Annotated in this window: 14 protein-coding genes; all 14 read left to right on the top strand. The window is 44.9% G+C overall.

Annotated elements, in window-relative coordinates; genetic code table 11:
- The first annotated feature begins 43 nt into the window (after positions 1 to 43).
- A complete protein-coding gene (locus M2125_RS05620; RefSeq protein ID WP_280742678.1) occupies positions 44 to 709 on the top strand; it encodes an AzlC family ABC transporter permease in 666 nt (221 codons plus the stop codon).
- A complete protein-coding gene (locus M2125_RS05615) occupies positions 706 to 1,038 on the top strand; it encodes an AzlD domain-containing protein (protein ID WP_076023949.1) in 333 nt (110 codons plus the stop codon). Before M2125_RS05620 ends, M2125_RS05615 begins: the two co-directional genes overlap by 4 nt.
- A gap of 590 nt (positions 1,039 to 1,628) precedes the next feature.
- Positions 1,629 to 2,570, top strand: a complete 942-nt coding sequence (locus M2125_RS05610) for a LysR family transcriptional regulator (protein ID WP_076023950.1) — start codon at positions 1,629 to 1,631, stop codon at positions 2,568 to 2,570.
- Between the two features lie 73 nt (positions 2,571 to 2,643).
- A complete protein-coding gene (tcuA, locus tag M2125_RS05605) occupies positions 2,644 to 4,044 on the top strand; it encodes an FAD-dependent tricarballylate dehydrogenase TcuA (RefSeq protein ID WP_280742677.1) in 1,401 nt (466 codons plus the stop codon).
- Positions 4,037 to 5,176, top strand: coding sequence for a tricarballylate utilization 4Fe-4S protein TcuB (gene tcuB / locus M2125_RS05600; RefSeq protein ID WP_277542279.1), 1,140 nt, complete (start codon positions 4,037 to 4,039; stop codon positions 5,174 to 5,176). Before tcuA ends, tcuB begins: the two co-directional genes overlap by 8 nt.
- Positions 5,177 to 5,222: 46 nt before the next feature.
- The gene (tcuC, locus tag M2125_RS05595; protein WP_280742676.1) at positions 5,223 to 6,524 is read left to right on the top strand and encodes an MFS transporter; all 1,302 of its coding nucleotides are present in this window, start codon (positions 5,223 to 5,225) and stop codon (positions 6,522 to 6,524) included.
- A 76-nt stretch (positions 6,525 to 6,600) separates the two neighbouring features.
- Positions 6,601 to 7,878 carry an alpha-hydroxy acid oxidase gene (locus tag M2125_RS05590; RefSeq protein WP_277542277.1) on the top strand — a complete coding sequence of 426 codons (1,278 nt, stop codon included), beginning with the start codon at positions 6,601 to 6,603 and terminating at the stop codon, positions 7,876 to 7,878.
- A 30-nt stretch (positions 7,879 to 7,908) separates the two neighbouring features.
- Positions 7,909 to 9,006 (top strand): alpha/beta fold hydrolase, encoded by a 1,098-nt coding sequence (locus tag M2125_RS05585; RefSeq protein ID WP_076023955.1) that lies wholly within the window; start codon positions 7,909 to 7,911, stop codon positions 9,004 to 9,006.
- Between the two features lie 31 nt (positions 9,007 to 9,037).
- A complete protein-coding gene (locus tag M2125_RS05580) occupies positions 9,038 to 9,985 on the top strand; it encodes an alpha/beta hydrolase (protein WP_280742675.1) in 948 nt (315 codons plus the stop codon).
- 38 nt (positions 9,986 to 10,023) lie between these two features.
- Positions 10,024 to 10,668 carry a carboxymuconolactone decarboxylase family protein gene (locus M2125_RS05575; protein WP_076023957.1) on the top strand — a complete coding sequence of 215 codons (645 nt, stop codon included), beginning with the start codon at positions 10,024 to 10,026 and terminating at the stop codon, positions 10,666 to 10,668.
- Between the two features lie 59 nt (positions 10,669 to 10,727).
- Complete coding sequence (locus M2125_RS05570; RefSeq protein WP_425334185.1) at positions 10,728 to 11,879, top strand: iron-containing alcohol dehydrogenase; 1,152 nt, start codon at positions 10,728 to 10,730, stop codon at positions 11,877 to 11,879.
- Complete coding sequence (locus M2125_RS05565; protein ID WP_280742673.1) at positions 11,876 to 12,322, top strand: acyl-CoA thioesterase; 447 nt, start codon at positions 11,876 to 11,878, stop codon at positions 12,320 to 12,322. The genes M2125_RS05570 and M2125_RS05565 overlap by 4 nt, the downstream gene beginning before the upstream one ends.
- Before the next feature lie 372 nt (positions 12,323 to 12,694).
- A complete protein-coding gene (locus M2125_RS05560; RefSeq protein ID WP_076023959.1) occupies positions 12,695 to 12,898 on the top strand; it encodes a cold-shock protein in 204 nt (67 codons plus the stop codon).
- An 86-nt stretch (positions 12,899 to 12,984) separates the two neighbouring features.
- On the top strand, positions 12,985 to 13,245 hold the full coding sequence (infA, locus tag M2125_RS05555; protein ID WP_076023960.1) for a translation initiation factor IF-1: 261 nt from the start codon (positions 12,985 to 12,987) through the stop codon (positions 13,243 to 13,245).
- Positions 13,246 to 13,547 lie beyond the last annotated feature (302 nt).

The raw sequence follows: 13,547 nt of genomic DNA, 5'->3' as shown, positions 1-13,547 counted from the left end.
GAGAGTAAGGCAGTCACCCGCTTTTTTTGAGGGATTGAAGGCTATGGCAGAGCCTGCCTTAGCGTTGATTACCTGGTCAATCGTCACCAATATCGCCTTGTTGTCTGCTGGCTTAAATGCCTCCCATACCTTTTGGTTCAATATATTGGTTTATGCTGGGTCAGCACAGCTGGCAGTCATCCCTTTGATTGTTGGGGATTATCCATTGTGGACTATTTGGCTCACCGCATTGATTGTTAACTCCCGCTTCATTATCTTTAGTGTGGCACTTCAGCCATATTTTAAAAAATACTCCTTTGTTCAGAGGCTTGGCATTGGCTATATCAACGGCGATATCGTGTTCGTGAAGTTTTTAGAAAAATTTCCTATAACTAAGCATGGCAATAAAGCGGAAATACAATTATTTTATTTTCTGGGCTTGGCTCTGGGTAATTGGCTTGCATGGCAATTTGGGGTTTTGTTAGCGATTGCTTTTGAAACCCAAATACCAGGCTCATGGGGTCTTGGATTTGCAGGCACGCTTGCTCTGGTGGCGCTTGTCATTCCAACCATAAAAAATAAGACGGCATTGGTTTCTGCATTGATGGCCGCTCTTACATGCGTACTGACTATTAACTTGCCTTATCGCCTCACTATTGTTTGCTCAGTGATTGCAGGTGTACTTGCTGCTGCATGGATGGACCGTGCTATTAGTAAGGGGGCGCGATGATCGGATTTGATTTATGGCTTGCTTTTTTCGGTTTGATCATCATTACCTTTATTAGTAGAGGGCTTTTTTTACTGATGGGCGACAAGTTTCACATTTCAGAGAGTATTCATGAGTTTTTGCGCTATGCCCCTACTGCGGCTTTGATTGCCATCATTCTGCCCGAGGTCATTTTTACAAAAAATACAGCGCACTTCTATGAGCTCAATGTATGGTCGCCACAGCTCTTTGGTGGAATAGCAGCAGTGATCGTTTTTTTATTCACAAAAAGCATGCTGGTAACTATCTTTATTGGCATGACCATCTTTACAGTCGCAAGATTTTTACTTTGAGCCTTGTGGTAACAAGAAAGCCCAACCAAGTTTCCCCGTTGGGCTTCGCCTTCCGCTAAGGGGAGGCTTGTGCGAATATGAAAGATTAAGGTTTCATAACGCCGAGCACATAGATGTGCTCACTAAGTTACTGGCGGTTGCCAGTGCGGGCTACACATTCTCTGTAAACCCACAGCTTCATCCTATGCTTGCTTTTGCTATTCGTCAAATGAATTTATAGATAGTTTAGTTATTAAAGGGGATGGAAGCTAAAAAACGTCTTGAACTAAATGAATCGCTGCATTGGTTTCACAGCTACATTTGTAGCTTATGAGCGCGAGGGGTTTCTATTCCGGGGTGATCGGGGCATCATATGGCTACGTGTATATGCGATTCTCAATTTCATTTGGCGCTAGTGAGACAAGTGTGATTGTATTTAGCAATCAACGATCTTCATATTTCGATTGCGCCTCGTTTTGCCGATGATACAAATGGCATAGTGATTTGTGCTGATGTCTATGATGGTAGCTAATTAACTCGCTTACTCATTCGTTAAGATAAGTGCACACTGAGATTGAAGTGAAAGCTATTTGAAAAGGCAATGTCGTTCAATGGAACTCAAACAATTAAAGTATTTCGTAAGCGTTGTAGAGCATGGCAGCATGGGTAAGGCAGCGCTTGCCTTGGGTGTGGTTACATCCGCTCTTAGTCAGCAAATTAGCAGACTAGAAAGCGAGTTGGCAATTCGTTTGCTTGTGCGCACATCAGGTGGCGTTGTTCCAACCGAGGCGGGTTTGGCTTTTTGTCAGCAAGCTCAGTTAACTTTGCGTCATGCAGATGATGCCATTCTTGCTGCGCGCTCCGCCCGCTTATCTGGCCATGTGAGTGTTGGCCTCGCACCCAGTACAGCGAGTGTAATAGGCCTCCCTTTTTTGAGGGCGATGCAAGAGCGGTATCCAGAAGTTCGCCTGCGTTTGGTAGAGAGTCTTTCTGGGCATTTGGAGTCGATGTTGATTGGGCGACAAATTGATCTGGCTATTTTATTTAGAGAGATTCCCACCCAACGTTGGAGCTTTGTACCGCTTTTGGACGAACACCTTTTTTTGATAGGACATGCCAGCATGAAAGGCATGCCCTCCGGATCTAAGGTAGCACTCTCCAGGTTAGGGGGGTTGCCCCTCATTTTGCCAAGTGGATCACATGGCTTGCGTGCGCTACTCGATGGCGCGTTTAGGGGTAGCCAATCTCACCCGCAGATTGCCCTTGAGGTTGATGGATTAGCCATGCTCATGGATGCAGTCCGTGGTGGACTTGGTGCGACCATTCAACCAGGTGCGGCACTGGCACACATCCAAAATCATTCTTTAGTAAGTGTGCGCATAGCTGATAAGGATGCAGTTCGGCCTAACTTGATTGTCAGCGTTTCGGATAGTGAGCTTTCACCAGCTGGGCTTGCAGCGCGTGTAGTGTTAGCTGATGTAAGTCGTCAATTGGTTCTGGCTGGTGACTGGCCTGGTGCAAGCTTACGCTCCCACAATCTTCACAAAAAGTGAAGACTACTTGTCAATATTGGTATATCGTAGAACACGCTGTCCTGCTAAAGTAAATTTTTAATCAGGAGTGTAGATGGTCGATGTATTAGTAATTGGTGGGGGTAATGCAGCATTATGTGCTGCGCTAATGGCGCGTGAGGCCGGTGCAAGTGTAATGCTGTTAGAGTCCTCCCCGAAAGAATGGCGAGGCGGCAATTCTCAGCACACTCGCAATCTTCGCTGCATGCATGATTTCCCTGAAGATGTATTGGTTGATGCCTATACGGAAGAAGAGTATTGGCAGGATCTTCTAAAGGTTACTGGAGGTAATACCAATGAGGCGCTGGCTCGACTGGTGATTCGTGCATCTGCAGACTGCCGCCCTTGGATGCGTAAGCATGGGGTGCGATTTCAGCCACCCTTATCTGGCGCTTTGCATGTAGCGCGAACTAATGCTTTTTTTATGGGTGGCGGTAAAGCTTTAGTGAATGCCTATTATCGCAGCGCAGAAACTCTGGGGGTGCACATTCGTTACGAAACGCCTGTGGATAGAGTGGAGTTAGATGGCGATCGGTTTGTTGCTGCATATAGTGGAGAGGAGCGTTTCGAGGCTCGAACCTGTGTGCTGGCGTCAGGTGGTTTTGAATCAAATCGTGAATGGTTGCGTGAAGCCTGGGGTCAAAATGAACTTGGCGAATGGCCAGCTGATAATTTTCTGATTCGTGGTACCCGTTTCAATCAGGGTGTTTTGCTAAGAGCGTTATTGAATGCTGGTGCAGATAGCATTGGTGATCCTTCGCAATCGCACTGCGTTGCTATTGATGCACGTTCACCTTTGTATGACGGAGGTATTTGCACGCGTATTGATTGCGTATCGTTGGGGATTGTTGTGAATCGCAATGCGCAGCGTTTTTATGATGAGGGCGAAGATTTTTGGCCTAAGCGTTATGCAATTTGGGGTCGTTTGGTAGCTCAACAAGCTGGTCAAATTGGCTACTCCATTATCGACTCTAAAGCGGTTGGGCGTTTTATGCCACCAGTCTTTCCTGGTGCAAAAGCAAATACCCTTGAGGAACTTGCATCTCAATTGCAACTGCCAGAGGCGCAGCTAGTTGAGACAGTGAACAGGTTCAACGCAGCCTGTAAAGAGGGTACTTTTGATCACACCCTTTTAGACAATTGCCATACCGAGAACTTGCAACCTCCCAAGACGCATTGGGCTAGACCAATTGATAGCCCGCCATATTATGGTTATGCATTGCGGCCCGGAATTACTTTTACGTACTTGGGGTTAAAGGTGAATGATCGTGCCCAAGTTCATTTTGGCGGACAAGCCAGCCCAAATCTATTTACCGCCGGAGAAATGATGGCTGGTAATGTTCTTGGTAAGGGTTATACGGCTGGCGTTGGAATGTCTATTGGCACTGCGTTTGGGCGGATTGCTGGAGTAGAGGCGGCGCGCGCCAGTTTGCAAATAAGGAATGAACATGCTTGATAAGTCTTCTATAGTAATTCCGATTGAGGTCATGTCAGAGGATGAGTCAGAACTCGCTCGTGAGTTACAGATTTGTAATGCTTGCCGCTACTGTGAAGGGTTTTGTGCGGTCTTTCCGGCGATGACTCGGCGACTCGATTTTAGTAAAGCAGATGTTAATTATTTGGCCAACCTTTGTCATAACTGTGGCGCTTGCTATCACGCTTGCCAGTATGCGCCACCCCATGAGTTTATGGTCAATATTCCGCAGGCAATGGCACGAGTGCGACTTGAAACTTATACCCAATATGCCTGGCCAAAAAAACTTGGAGCCCTGTATCAGCGCAATGGCTTGTTCGTTTCGTTAACGCTTGCATTTTCGCTACTTATATTTTCTCTGGCAGCACATGTGCAAACGAGTAATCAAATGACCAGTCATTTGGAAGGTAATTTTTATGCTGTTTTCCCGCATAGTGTATTGGCAATCATCTTTGGAGTCATTTTTGGGTTTGTATTGATATCTTTAGGCATAGGCGTTCGGCGCTTTTGGAAAGACATATCTACCGATCGAGCCACTACGGAAGCGGTAATTGAGGCCAGTACCAACGCATTAACCCTGAAATACCTTGATGGCGGTCATGGGGAGGGTTGTAACGAATCAGACGATGCCTTTACTTTAATGCGCCGCCGCTTTCATCATTTCACCTTCTATGGTTTCATGCTTTGTTTTGCAGCCACCTCAGTTGCCACCATGTATCACTATGTTCTGAAGTGGGATGCACCTTATCCTGTGCTGAGTCTGCCAGTTTTATTGGGTATTGCTGGAGGTATTGGTTTGCTCATCGGACCTGCTGGTCTTCTTTGGCTGAACCTGCGTCGCCATGACCAACATGGGGATGTGCGTCAACGCCCAATGGATCGGGTATTCATTACGCTCTTATTTTTATCGGGATTTACCGGTTTAGCCTTGTTGATCTGGCGTGATAGCCCTGCAATGGTAAATTTATTGGCAATTCATCTGGGTGTGATATCGGCGCTTTTCATATCATTGCCTTACGGCAAATTTGCTCATGGTATTTTTCGTTGTGCCGCATTACTGAAGTCATCCATCGAAAGGCGTCAAGCTAGCAATTTAAATCTGGGCTCTGATTAGAATGGATTCATTATTTTGTATATCCAACCCTCAATGGGAGTTATGAATGAATTCCAGTTTGAAGTTAGCGCCAACAAAACCGACAACCACAGTTTCAACTTTTGGAGCTGTTTTGCGTGTCACCAGTGGCAATTTTCTTGAGCAATTTGATTTCTTTCTCTTTGGGTTTTACGCTACCTCTATTTCGAAAGTATTTTTTCCGGCCGACAGTGAATTTGCTTCGCTGATGTTAACGTTCGCAGTCTTTGGCGCCGGCTTCTTAATGCGTCCCTTGGGAGCAATTTTTTTAGGGGCTTATATTGATAAGGTGGGGCGCCGCAAAGGTTTGATTGTCACCTTATCCATTATGGCGAGCGGCACCATCTTAATTGCTTGTGTCCCAGGATATGCAACGATCGGAATATTGGCGCCATTTTTGGTTTTGCTGGGGCGGTTATTGCAAGGCTTTTCTGCTGGGGCGGAGTTAGGTGGTGTTTCGGTTTATCTAGCTGAAATGGCTACGCCAGGACGAAAAGGTTTTTTCACAAGCTGGCAATCCGCTAGTCAACAGGTTTCGATTGTTTTGGCTGCGGTTTTGGGTTATTCGATAACCCAAATCATGCCCGCTCAAGATATCCTGGCTTGGGGTTGGCGTATCCCATTCTTTATTGGCTGCGGTATTGTTCCAATCATTTTTATCTTGCGTCGTAGCTTGCAAGAGACTGATGAGTTTAAGGCGCGCAGACACCATCCCAGCACTCGCGAGGTGTATGCAACCATACTGAATAACTGGATGACTGTATTGGCTGGGATGTTTTTGGTCGCAATGACTACAGCTACTTTCTACATGATCACTGTATACACGCCAACTTTTGGTAGGTCGGTATTAAAGTTGAGCGCCTCTGATAGCCTCTTGGTTACCTTTTTTGTCGGGATTTCCAATTTTCTGTGGTTGCCGGTAGGTGGCGCCTTATCCGATCGCATTGGCCGACGCCCGATTTTGATTGCTATTACCGTACTAGCTATTTGTACCGGTTATCCATCGCTCACTTGGTTATGTGCGGAGCCTAGCTTTGAACGCATGTTATTAGTTTTGCTTTGGTTCTCATTCTTTTTTGGCATGTATAACGGTGCGATGGTGGCCGCCTTAACGGAGATAATGCCAGTTAATGTTCGGGTAGCTGGATTTTCCCTCTCATTTAGTTTGGCTACTGCAGTTTTTGGCGGATTTACACCGGTTGTTTCGACTTATTTAATTAACTTAACTGGAGATAAAGCAGCGCCAGGCTATTGGCTCAGTTTTGCTGCTATTTGTAGTCTAGGAGCAACTCTATTTTTATACCGCCGGGCGACGGTATTTTTAAAATAAAAGAGGCTAATCAATCCCTTCTTTTAATTCAGTTGCATCCAGATTGCAGTAATAAAAATAATAAGCAGGAGGAGACATGAAGCATAGTAAGTATAAAGACGATCAACGTCGACAATTTTTAAGTTGGTTGGCGGCGAGTCCATTGTTGGCACTCGGGTCCAGCCAAGATCTTTTGGCTCAGGAAAAAATTGATCCCAGAGAGCTTCTGCGGAACTATAGCGAGCATCTGGACCCGATGATGCTCTCGCCCAAAATACCTTTTGAGCTTATCTCAAGTCCACAAGAAGCTATCAATGTATTTGACTTTGAGCCAGTAGCCTTTAAGAGGGTTCCGCTAGCCCACTTTGCTTACATGGCCACAGGAATTGATGATGAAGTGACCTTGCGCGCCAATCGTAGTGCCTTTCAAAAGTTCCCATTACGCCCGCGTCGTATGCGTGATGTCAGTCATGTGGATACCTCAATTACTTTATTTGGGAGTAAATGGAAATCTCCAATCATGATTGCTCCCACGGGTGGAAATAAGGCTTACGACCCCGAAGGGGAGGTAGCCGTTGCTCGAGCAGCTCGAGCGGGGGGTTATTTAAATGTTCTCTCAGCAGCCGGCGCTTCTACTATTGAAGAGGTTGTAGCCGCTCGCCAAGGTGAGGTCTGGTTTTCTCTCTACGCAACCTCAAGTACCGAAGTTGCTAAGCAGGTTGTTCGGCGGGTTGAGAGGGTTGGTGTTCCTGTTTTAGAGATCACGGTTGATCGCAATGGTGGCAGAAATCAGGAGACCTTTTTTCGTTTAAAGAAAATGGATTCTCGCACTTGCTCAAATTGCCATGTCCATGGATTTGGGAGTGCGCAAGAGCGGCCAATCTATGATGGTATTGATATGACTGGTATCAATATGTCCTCATCGAATATGACGTGGGACTTTATTCAGAAAATGCGAGACGTTACGAAGATGAAGATCGTTCTCAAGGGCATCCTGACTGAGGAGGATGCAAGCCTTTGTCTAAAGTATGGAGTCGATGGCATTCACGTTTCGAACCATGGCGGTAGAAGTGAGGATGGCGGAAGAGGTGCTATTGAATGCTTGCCTGAGGTTGCGAAGGTGGCTAAAGGTAAAGTCCCAATTCTTTTCGATAGTGGTGTGCGTAGGGGGAGTGACGTTTTTAAAGCAATGGCATTAGGCGCCAATGCAGTTTGTATTGGGCGTCCGTACCTATGGGGTCTAGGTGCATTTGGACAGCCCGGTGTTGAGCGGGTGATGGAGATCCTGCAAACCGAATTTAAGTCAACCATGCAGCAAATGGGTGCGCCCAATATTGCTGCAATTCAATCATCAATGGTTTTTAAGGGTGCCTAATAAGGTCGCGCTAAAAAGTAAGGATAAAAAATGAAAAACAAATTACATATTTTTAGTTTAGCCCTCCTACTCATAGTTTTTTCTGTTAACTCTTTTGCCCATAAAGATAATGAACCACTTCATCAGACTTATCTTGAGGGCAATTTACTTCTTGAAAATGGCAGCATTATTGAAAACTTTAAAATTTCATATACAACTGCAGGAACTTTAAACGCAGAAAAAAGTAATGCTATTTTGATGGTGACTGCAATTGGAGGCAATCACCATCGAATTGATTATCTTATTGGACCTGGAAAAGCGCTTGATACCAATAAGTATTTTGTTATCTGCACAGATGCGATTGGTAATGGTCTCACTACCTCGCCATCAAATAGCGAGACCCAACCTAATATCAACTTTCCTGAGTTTAATATTCGAGATATGGTGAATAGCCAATATCGACTTCTGACTGAGCACTTCGGTATTGCAAAGTTAGTAGCGGTAGTTGGGGCATCGATGGGCGGCATGCAAGCGCTTCAATGGGGCGTCTCCCATCCCAACTATACCCAAGCAATAGTACCAATTATTCCGCTTGCTAAAACTCATGCTTGGACTACTGGTGTGCTTGAAATGATTCGTCAGAGCATTATGACTGACCCTGCCTATCAGGATGGAAAATATGACAAGCCTGTTGAAAAGGGTATGCGCTTATGGGCGGGCTGGTTAAGTGGGGTGATTGTTAGAACGCCTACTTACCAAAATCAATTATTCAATACGCCTGAAGCCGAGATTAGATTTATCCAAGGCGTTGAAGATGCTACATGGAAACGAATGGATGCAAATGATTGGATATGGCAATCCCGCGCTTATGATCGGCATGATGTTGGTCAAACACAGGGCTTTAATGGCGATACGATAGCTGCACTAAAGTCTATCAAGGCAAAAGCATTAATTCTTGCTGGTACGGGTGATTTATTGAATCCTGAGTCAGATGCCAGGGAGTCGGCTAAGTACATACCCAATGCTAAATATGTAGCAATTAATGATATGTTGCCAATGGGTCACTTTTCAGGCGCGGGTGCTACTACAAACGAGAATGAGCTGCAAAATAAGGTTATCAAGGAATTCTTATTCACGATTCAAAAATAAAGCTGTAGACAATAAAAATATTGGAGACAAAATGAAGTTGAAAAAAAATTGGATACTAATATTGCTGGCCCTGAGTTGTACTTGTGCAATGGCGCAGAAAAGTAATATCAAAAGTGCTGAAAGTTGGGTTCAAAACGGCGAGGTCAGAATTTATATCTGGGAAAAATATACCGGCAGTCCAAAAAATAAACCCGTGATTATTTTGGCCCATGGATCAGCTACTGCTGGGAAGGAGTCTTTCGATCTGCAGGTTCCTGGGCGGCCCGATTTCAGTGTGATGGATGCTTTGGCTAAACAGGGATTTGATGTATTTGCTTTAGATGTGAGGGGGTTTGGAAGATCTACCCATCCAACTGAGCATTTCACAACAGAGGATGCTGCAAGTGACCTGAATGCAGTTGTAGATTATGTGATGCGCGAGAGAAATGTTCCTAAAGTGAGATTGTTAGCTTGGTCTTATGGCACTCAATATGCGGGGTTATTTGTTATGGCTCATCCAGATAAGGTAGATCGTTATATCTCCTATGCGCAGATGGGTATTGATAGCGTAGATATTGCTAAACGCAGGCCCAATTTGAAAATGTATCAAGAAAAAGTCTACATTCAGATACCAGAGCAGGGATGGCATGGCCGCTTTTATTCGCTTACCCCTAATGAAAATAACTATCCAGATGTTGTGGATGCTTTTGCCAAGGCAGCAGCATCTATTGAAAAAAATACGCCTACAAGCCCTCAATTGGATTTGGTTACCAAACTACCGATGCTTGATGCGTCAAAAATAGTGGTGCCCACCATGATCATCCATGGTCAATATGACGATGTGGCAGATACCAAGCAATTACTTCCATTTTTTGAGCAACTACCTAATCCCAATAAGCGTTATGTCATTGTTCCAGATGCTGGTCATATGATGATGCTGCAAAAAGGCCATACTATTTTTCAGCAAGCTATTACAGATTATTTTAGTGAGCAGTTTTAAGTGTTAGATCTAACAATAAATAATTTAAGGGGCTATTGATGAAGACAATACTAGGCAGGTTAATGTGCATTAGCGGAATTTCTTTGGTTTTACTGTCACCAGCCTTTTCCCAATCCCCGCCTACTCCAGGAGAGCCACCACGTTTCCCGCAGATAACAGTAGAGCAACTTCCCTCTGATGCTCGACCATTAGCCGAAGAGATCATCGCAATTTCTAGCGTTGGCTTGGGTGGGCCTTATAACGTGATGCTCAGAAGCCCTGTATTTGCGGATCGCATGAAGCGGTTGTTGGATTATTTGCGTTTCAATACATCGCTACCCACTAGACTCAATGAATTTGCAATTCTGATTCAGGGCAGACTCTGGCGCTCTCAGGTTGAGTGGTATGCGCATTACCCTTTGGCGCTTAAGGCGGGCTTATCGCAGCAAGTAGCCGATGATTTGAAGGCCGGCATTCGCCCAAGAAATATGAAGCCAGATGAGGAGGTTGTGTACGACGTTTCTATGGAGATGGTGAATAATCATCAAATTAGTGATGCCTTGTTCCAAAAGTCTAAAGCCATATTGGGTGAGCAACAGCTTGTGGATTTGGTGGCGGTGAGTGGAACATACGTGACTGTGGCGATGTTGCTAGCCTTGGGTCAAGAAATGCCGCCCCCAGGAAAGCCTCTGCCCTTTCCTTGAGTGATGGCGGGTTTGTAATGTTTAGGTAAGTGCTTTGAGAGAATTTTTAATAAAGGAAAGTGATGCAATTTGACTTTCATTCAACCCGCTCAATCCTGGTGGAGAGAGGCGGGGCTGCTAATCTTGCCAAAATCATTCAAGCGCGAGGAGGCAAGTCTGTTTTGATTGTTACTGACCCGGGCGTTTTGTCAGCCGGTCTATTGAGTCAATCCCAACAAGGCTTTAAAGATTTAGGAATCGCTTTAGATGTTTTCTCACAGGTTCAGGCTGATCCTCCCATCTCTGTTATTGAGAATGCAGTCAATGCAGCTCAACAGTGCAGGGCTGACTACATTGTTGGATTTGGGGGTGGCAGCTCAATGGATGTTGCCAAGCTAGTAGCGCTGTTGGCTACCGGCAAAGAAAAACTTTCAGAAGTGTATGGCGTAGGGGTGGCTAAGGGGCCGCGTCTTCCTTTAATTTTGGTTCCTACCACTGCTGGAACAGGCTCTGAAGTCACAACAATTTCCATAGTGACGGTAAGTGATAGCGAGAAGAAGGGCGTAGTGTCCCCCCAATTGTTACCTGACCTTGCTTTATTAGATGCTCAACTCACCCTTGGGCTGCCCTCTCATGTGACCGCTGCTACAGGTATTGATGCCATGGTCCACGCTATTGAAGCCTTTACAACGAAACGCTTGAAAAATCCAATATCAGATTGTTTGGCAAAAGAGGCCTTGAGATTGTTGGCCAGCAATCTGCACCGAGCGGTTAGATCCGGCAATGACATTGAGGCACGTGAAAATATGCTCTTAGGTGCCTGCCTTGCCGGCATGGCTTTTACCAATGCGCCTGTGGCAGGAGTGCACGCTTTAGCTTATCCAATTGGTGCAAGATTTCATGTGCCACACGGCTTATCAAATGCCTTGATGTTGGGGCCTGTGATGCGCTTTAATTTAGAGCAAGCACATTTTATGTATGCGGAGCTCGGTCAAATTATTCAACCTGGCTTATTGGGCTCAACCCTGGATCAGGCAACTCAATTGGCAGACTATTTAGGTAGTCTTGCCACCGAACTGGGGCTTCCAGGTCGATTAACTGATGTTGGCATTACTGAAAATGATATCAACCAGCTTGCCGCCGATGCAATGCTGCAGACTCGTTTGCTAATGAACAGCCCACGCGAGATTACCTTGCAAGATGCTGCAGCCCTGTATGCGGAAGCTTTATGAGTAATAAGAAAATTGCACCACCAAAGCGTTCTGATTTTGTCGCGTTTGAGCAAATTCATTCTAGATGGATGGATAACGATGTTTATGGACATATTAATAATGTCGTGTACTACTCATTTTTTGATACAGCCGTCAATCGATATTTAATTGAGCACAACGCACTGGATATCACAAACAGCCAAGTGATTGGCTTGGTAGTGGAGACTCAGTGTCAATATTTTTCCTCCATGGTATATCCGGACTGCATTCATGTTGGCATGAAGGTGGTGCATTTGGGTAACAGTAGTGTTCAATATGAGCTTGCTATATTCAAAAATGATGATGACGCTGCCTCTGCAATGGGACGCTTTGTGCATGTCTATGTAAATCGACAGACCAATCAGCCAACGCCAATACCGGAGAATGTTCGGGATGTATTGCTCGGGCTGATGGTATTGGGTTGAAATTCATTTGCACCTAGATTATTGGGCTGAAAAAGAAAAGGGGTCGCTTAGGGTTCGATCCCATGGTACTGTTGGTGGATCGAGCAAGATTGACTATGCCGAAATTTTGTCTTTGAACTCGTAACCAAGGGATTTTCAAGGTAGTTTATCTGCAACTATGGCTGTTATAAGGGAGATTTATTAGAAAGCGAGCGCTTGTGAGCAAAGTAGAGTAAAATCCAAAAAGCGATTTTCAAGCTAATAGTGTTGTTGTACTAGTAATTAATACCGCATTTCTGCGATAGTTCTTTTTAGCATCTCCCCCGCCATTCTTGACTTTCGCCCCTTCTGGGGCATTGCCCCTTTTTTATATTTTTTAAGGAATAGTCAGATATGGCAAACGGAATTGTGAAATGGTTTAACGATGCAAAAGGCTTCGGCTTTATTACCCCTGAACTCGGTGGCGAAGATTTATTTGCCCATTTTTCAGCAATTAATAGCAATGGATTTAAGACATTAGCTGAAGGTCAAGCAGTGACTTTTGATATTACTACTGGCCCTAAAGGCAAGTTAGCATCCAATATTCAACCTGCTTAAATCAGAAGCAAATGCCAGGCGGAAATGATTTGCCTGGCCCAAAGCCCAGCATGACTGGGCTTTTTATTTTCCTTGAGGGATGTTAAATGGCAAAAGAAGAGTTGCTTGAAATGGAAGGTCTTGTTGATGAAATTCTGCCAGATTCTCGTTATCGGATTACCTTAGATAATGGTCATAAGCTTATTGCCTATACAGCAGGAAGAGTCAAAAAAAATCACATCCGCATATTGGCTGGGGATAAGGTTTCTTTAGAGGTCTCTCCTTATGACTTATCTAAAGGCCGTATTACATTTAGACATCTCGAAAAGAGGCAATCTTTTGCAGGTGCGCCGAATAGACGATATTGATAGTCTTGAAGTTAAGGCTGCAAGATAAATTACTATTTGCAAAGAATCTCTGGTGCTGATTGATATCTTCCGGTAATCTAGAAATGCTAAAGCCACCTTCGGGTGGTTTTTCTTTGGGGTGATGGCAGGCTCTCTCAAATTTGAACATTGTGATACCGGCTTACCCAAACACCCATGTGAAGTTCACGGATAACCATCGTCGCTTATCCTACTCATTGCGACTCGATAGATTTTCTATTGAGCTCACACAAGGACCAATACGTTCGATTCAACCAAGAAAAGAGGGCCGTATTGCTGTGATC

Origin of the sequence: Polynucleobacter sphagniphilus, from assembly GCF_029892205.1 — a bacterium.
In the GTDB taxonomy this organism is placed as follows: domain Bacteria; phylum Pseudomonadota; class Gammaproteobacteria; order Burkholderiales; family Burkholderiaceae; genus Polynucleobacter; species Polynucleobacter sphagniphilus.
The sequence above is the reverse complement of the archived record's forward strand: the minus strand, read 5'-3'. Positions and strand labels throughout refer to the sequence as shown.

Coding starts and splice junctions, on each gene's coding strand:
- M2125_RS05620 (WP_280742678.1), top strand. CDS start 44: ATGGCAGAGCCTGCCTTAGCGTTGATTACCTGGTCAATCGTCACCAAT.
- M2125_RS05615 (WP_076023949.1), top strand. CDS start 706: ATGATCGGATTTGATTTATGGCTTGCTTTTTTCGGTTTGATCATCATT.
- M2125_RS05610 (WP_076023950.1), top strand. CDS start 1,629: ATGGAACTCAAACAATTAAAGTATTTCGTAAGCGTTGTAGAGCATGGC.
- tcuA (WP_280742677.1), top strand. CDS start 2,644: ATGGTCGATGTATTAGTAATTGGTGGGGGTAATGCAGCATTATGTGCT.
- tcuB (WP_277542279.1), top strand. CDS start 4,037: ATGCTTGATAAGTCTTCTATAGTAATTCCGATTGAGGTCATGTCAGAG.
- tcuC (WP_280742676.1), top strand. CDS start 5,223: ATGAATTCCAGTTTGAAGTTAGCGCCAACAAAACCGACAACCACAGTT.
- M2125_RS05590 (WP_277542277.1), top strand. CDS start 6,601: ATGAAGCATAGTAAGTATAAAGACGATCAACGTCGACAATTTTTAAGT.
- M2125_RS05585 (WP_076023955.1), top strand. CDS start 7,909: ATGAAAAACAAATTACATATTTTTAGTTTAGCCCTCCTACTCATAGTT.
- M2125_RS05580 (WP_280742675.1), top strand. CDS start 9,038: ATGAAGTTGAAAAAAAATTGGATACTAATATTGCTGGCCCTGAGTTGT.
- M2125_RS05575 (WP_076023957.1), top strand. CDS start 10,024: ATGAAGACAATACTAGGCAGGTTAATGTGCATTAGCGGAATTTCTTTG.
- M2125_RS05565 (WP_280742673.1), top strand. CDS start 11,876: ATGAGTAATAAGAAAATTGCACCACCAAAGCGTTCTGATTTTGTCGCG.
- M2125_RS05560 (WP_076023959.1), top strand. CDS start 12,695: ATGGCAAACGGAATTGTGAAATGGTTTAACGATGCAAAAGGCTTCGGC.
- infA (WP_076023960.1), top strand. CDS start 12,985: ATGGCAAAAGAAGAGTTGCTTGAAATGGAAGGTCTTGTTGATGAAATT.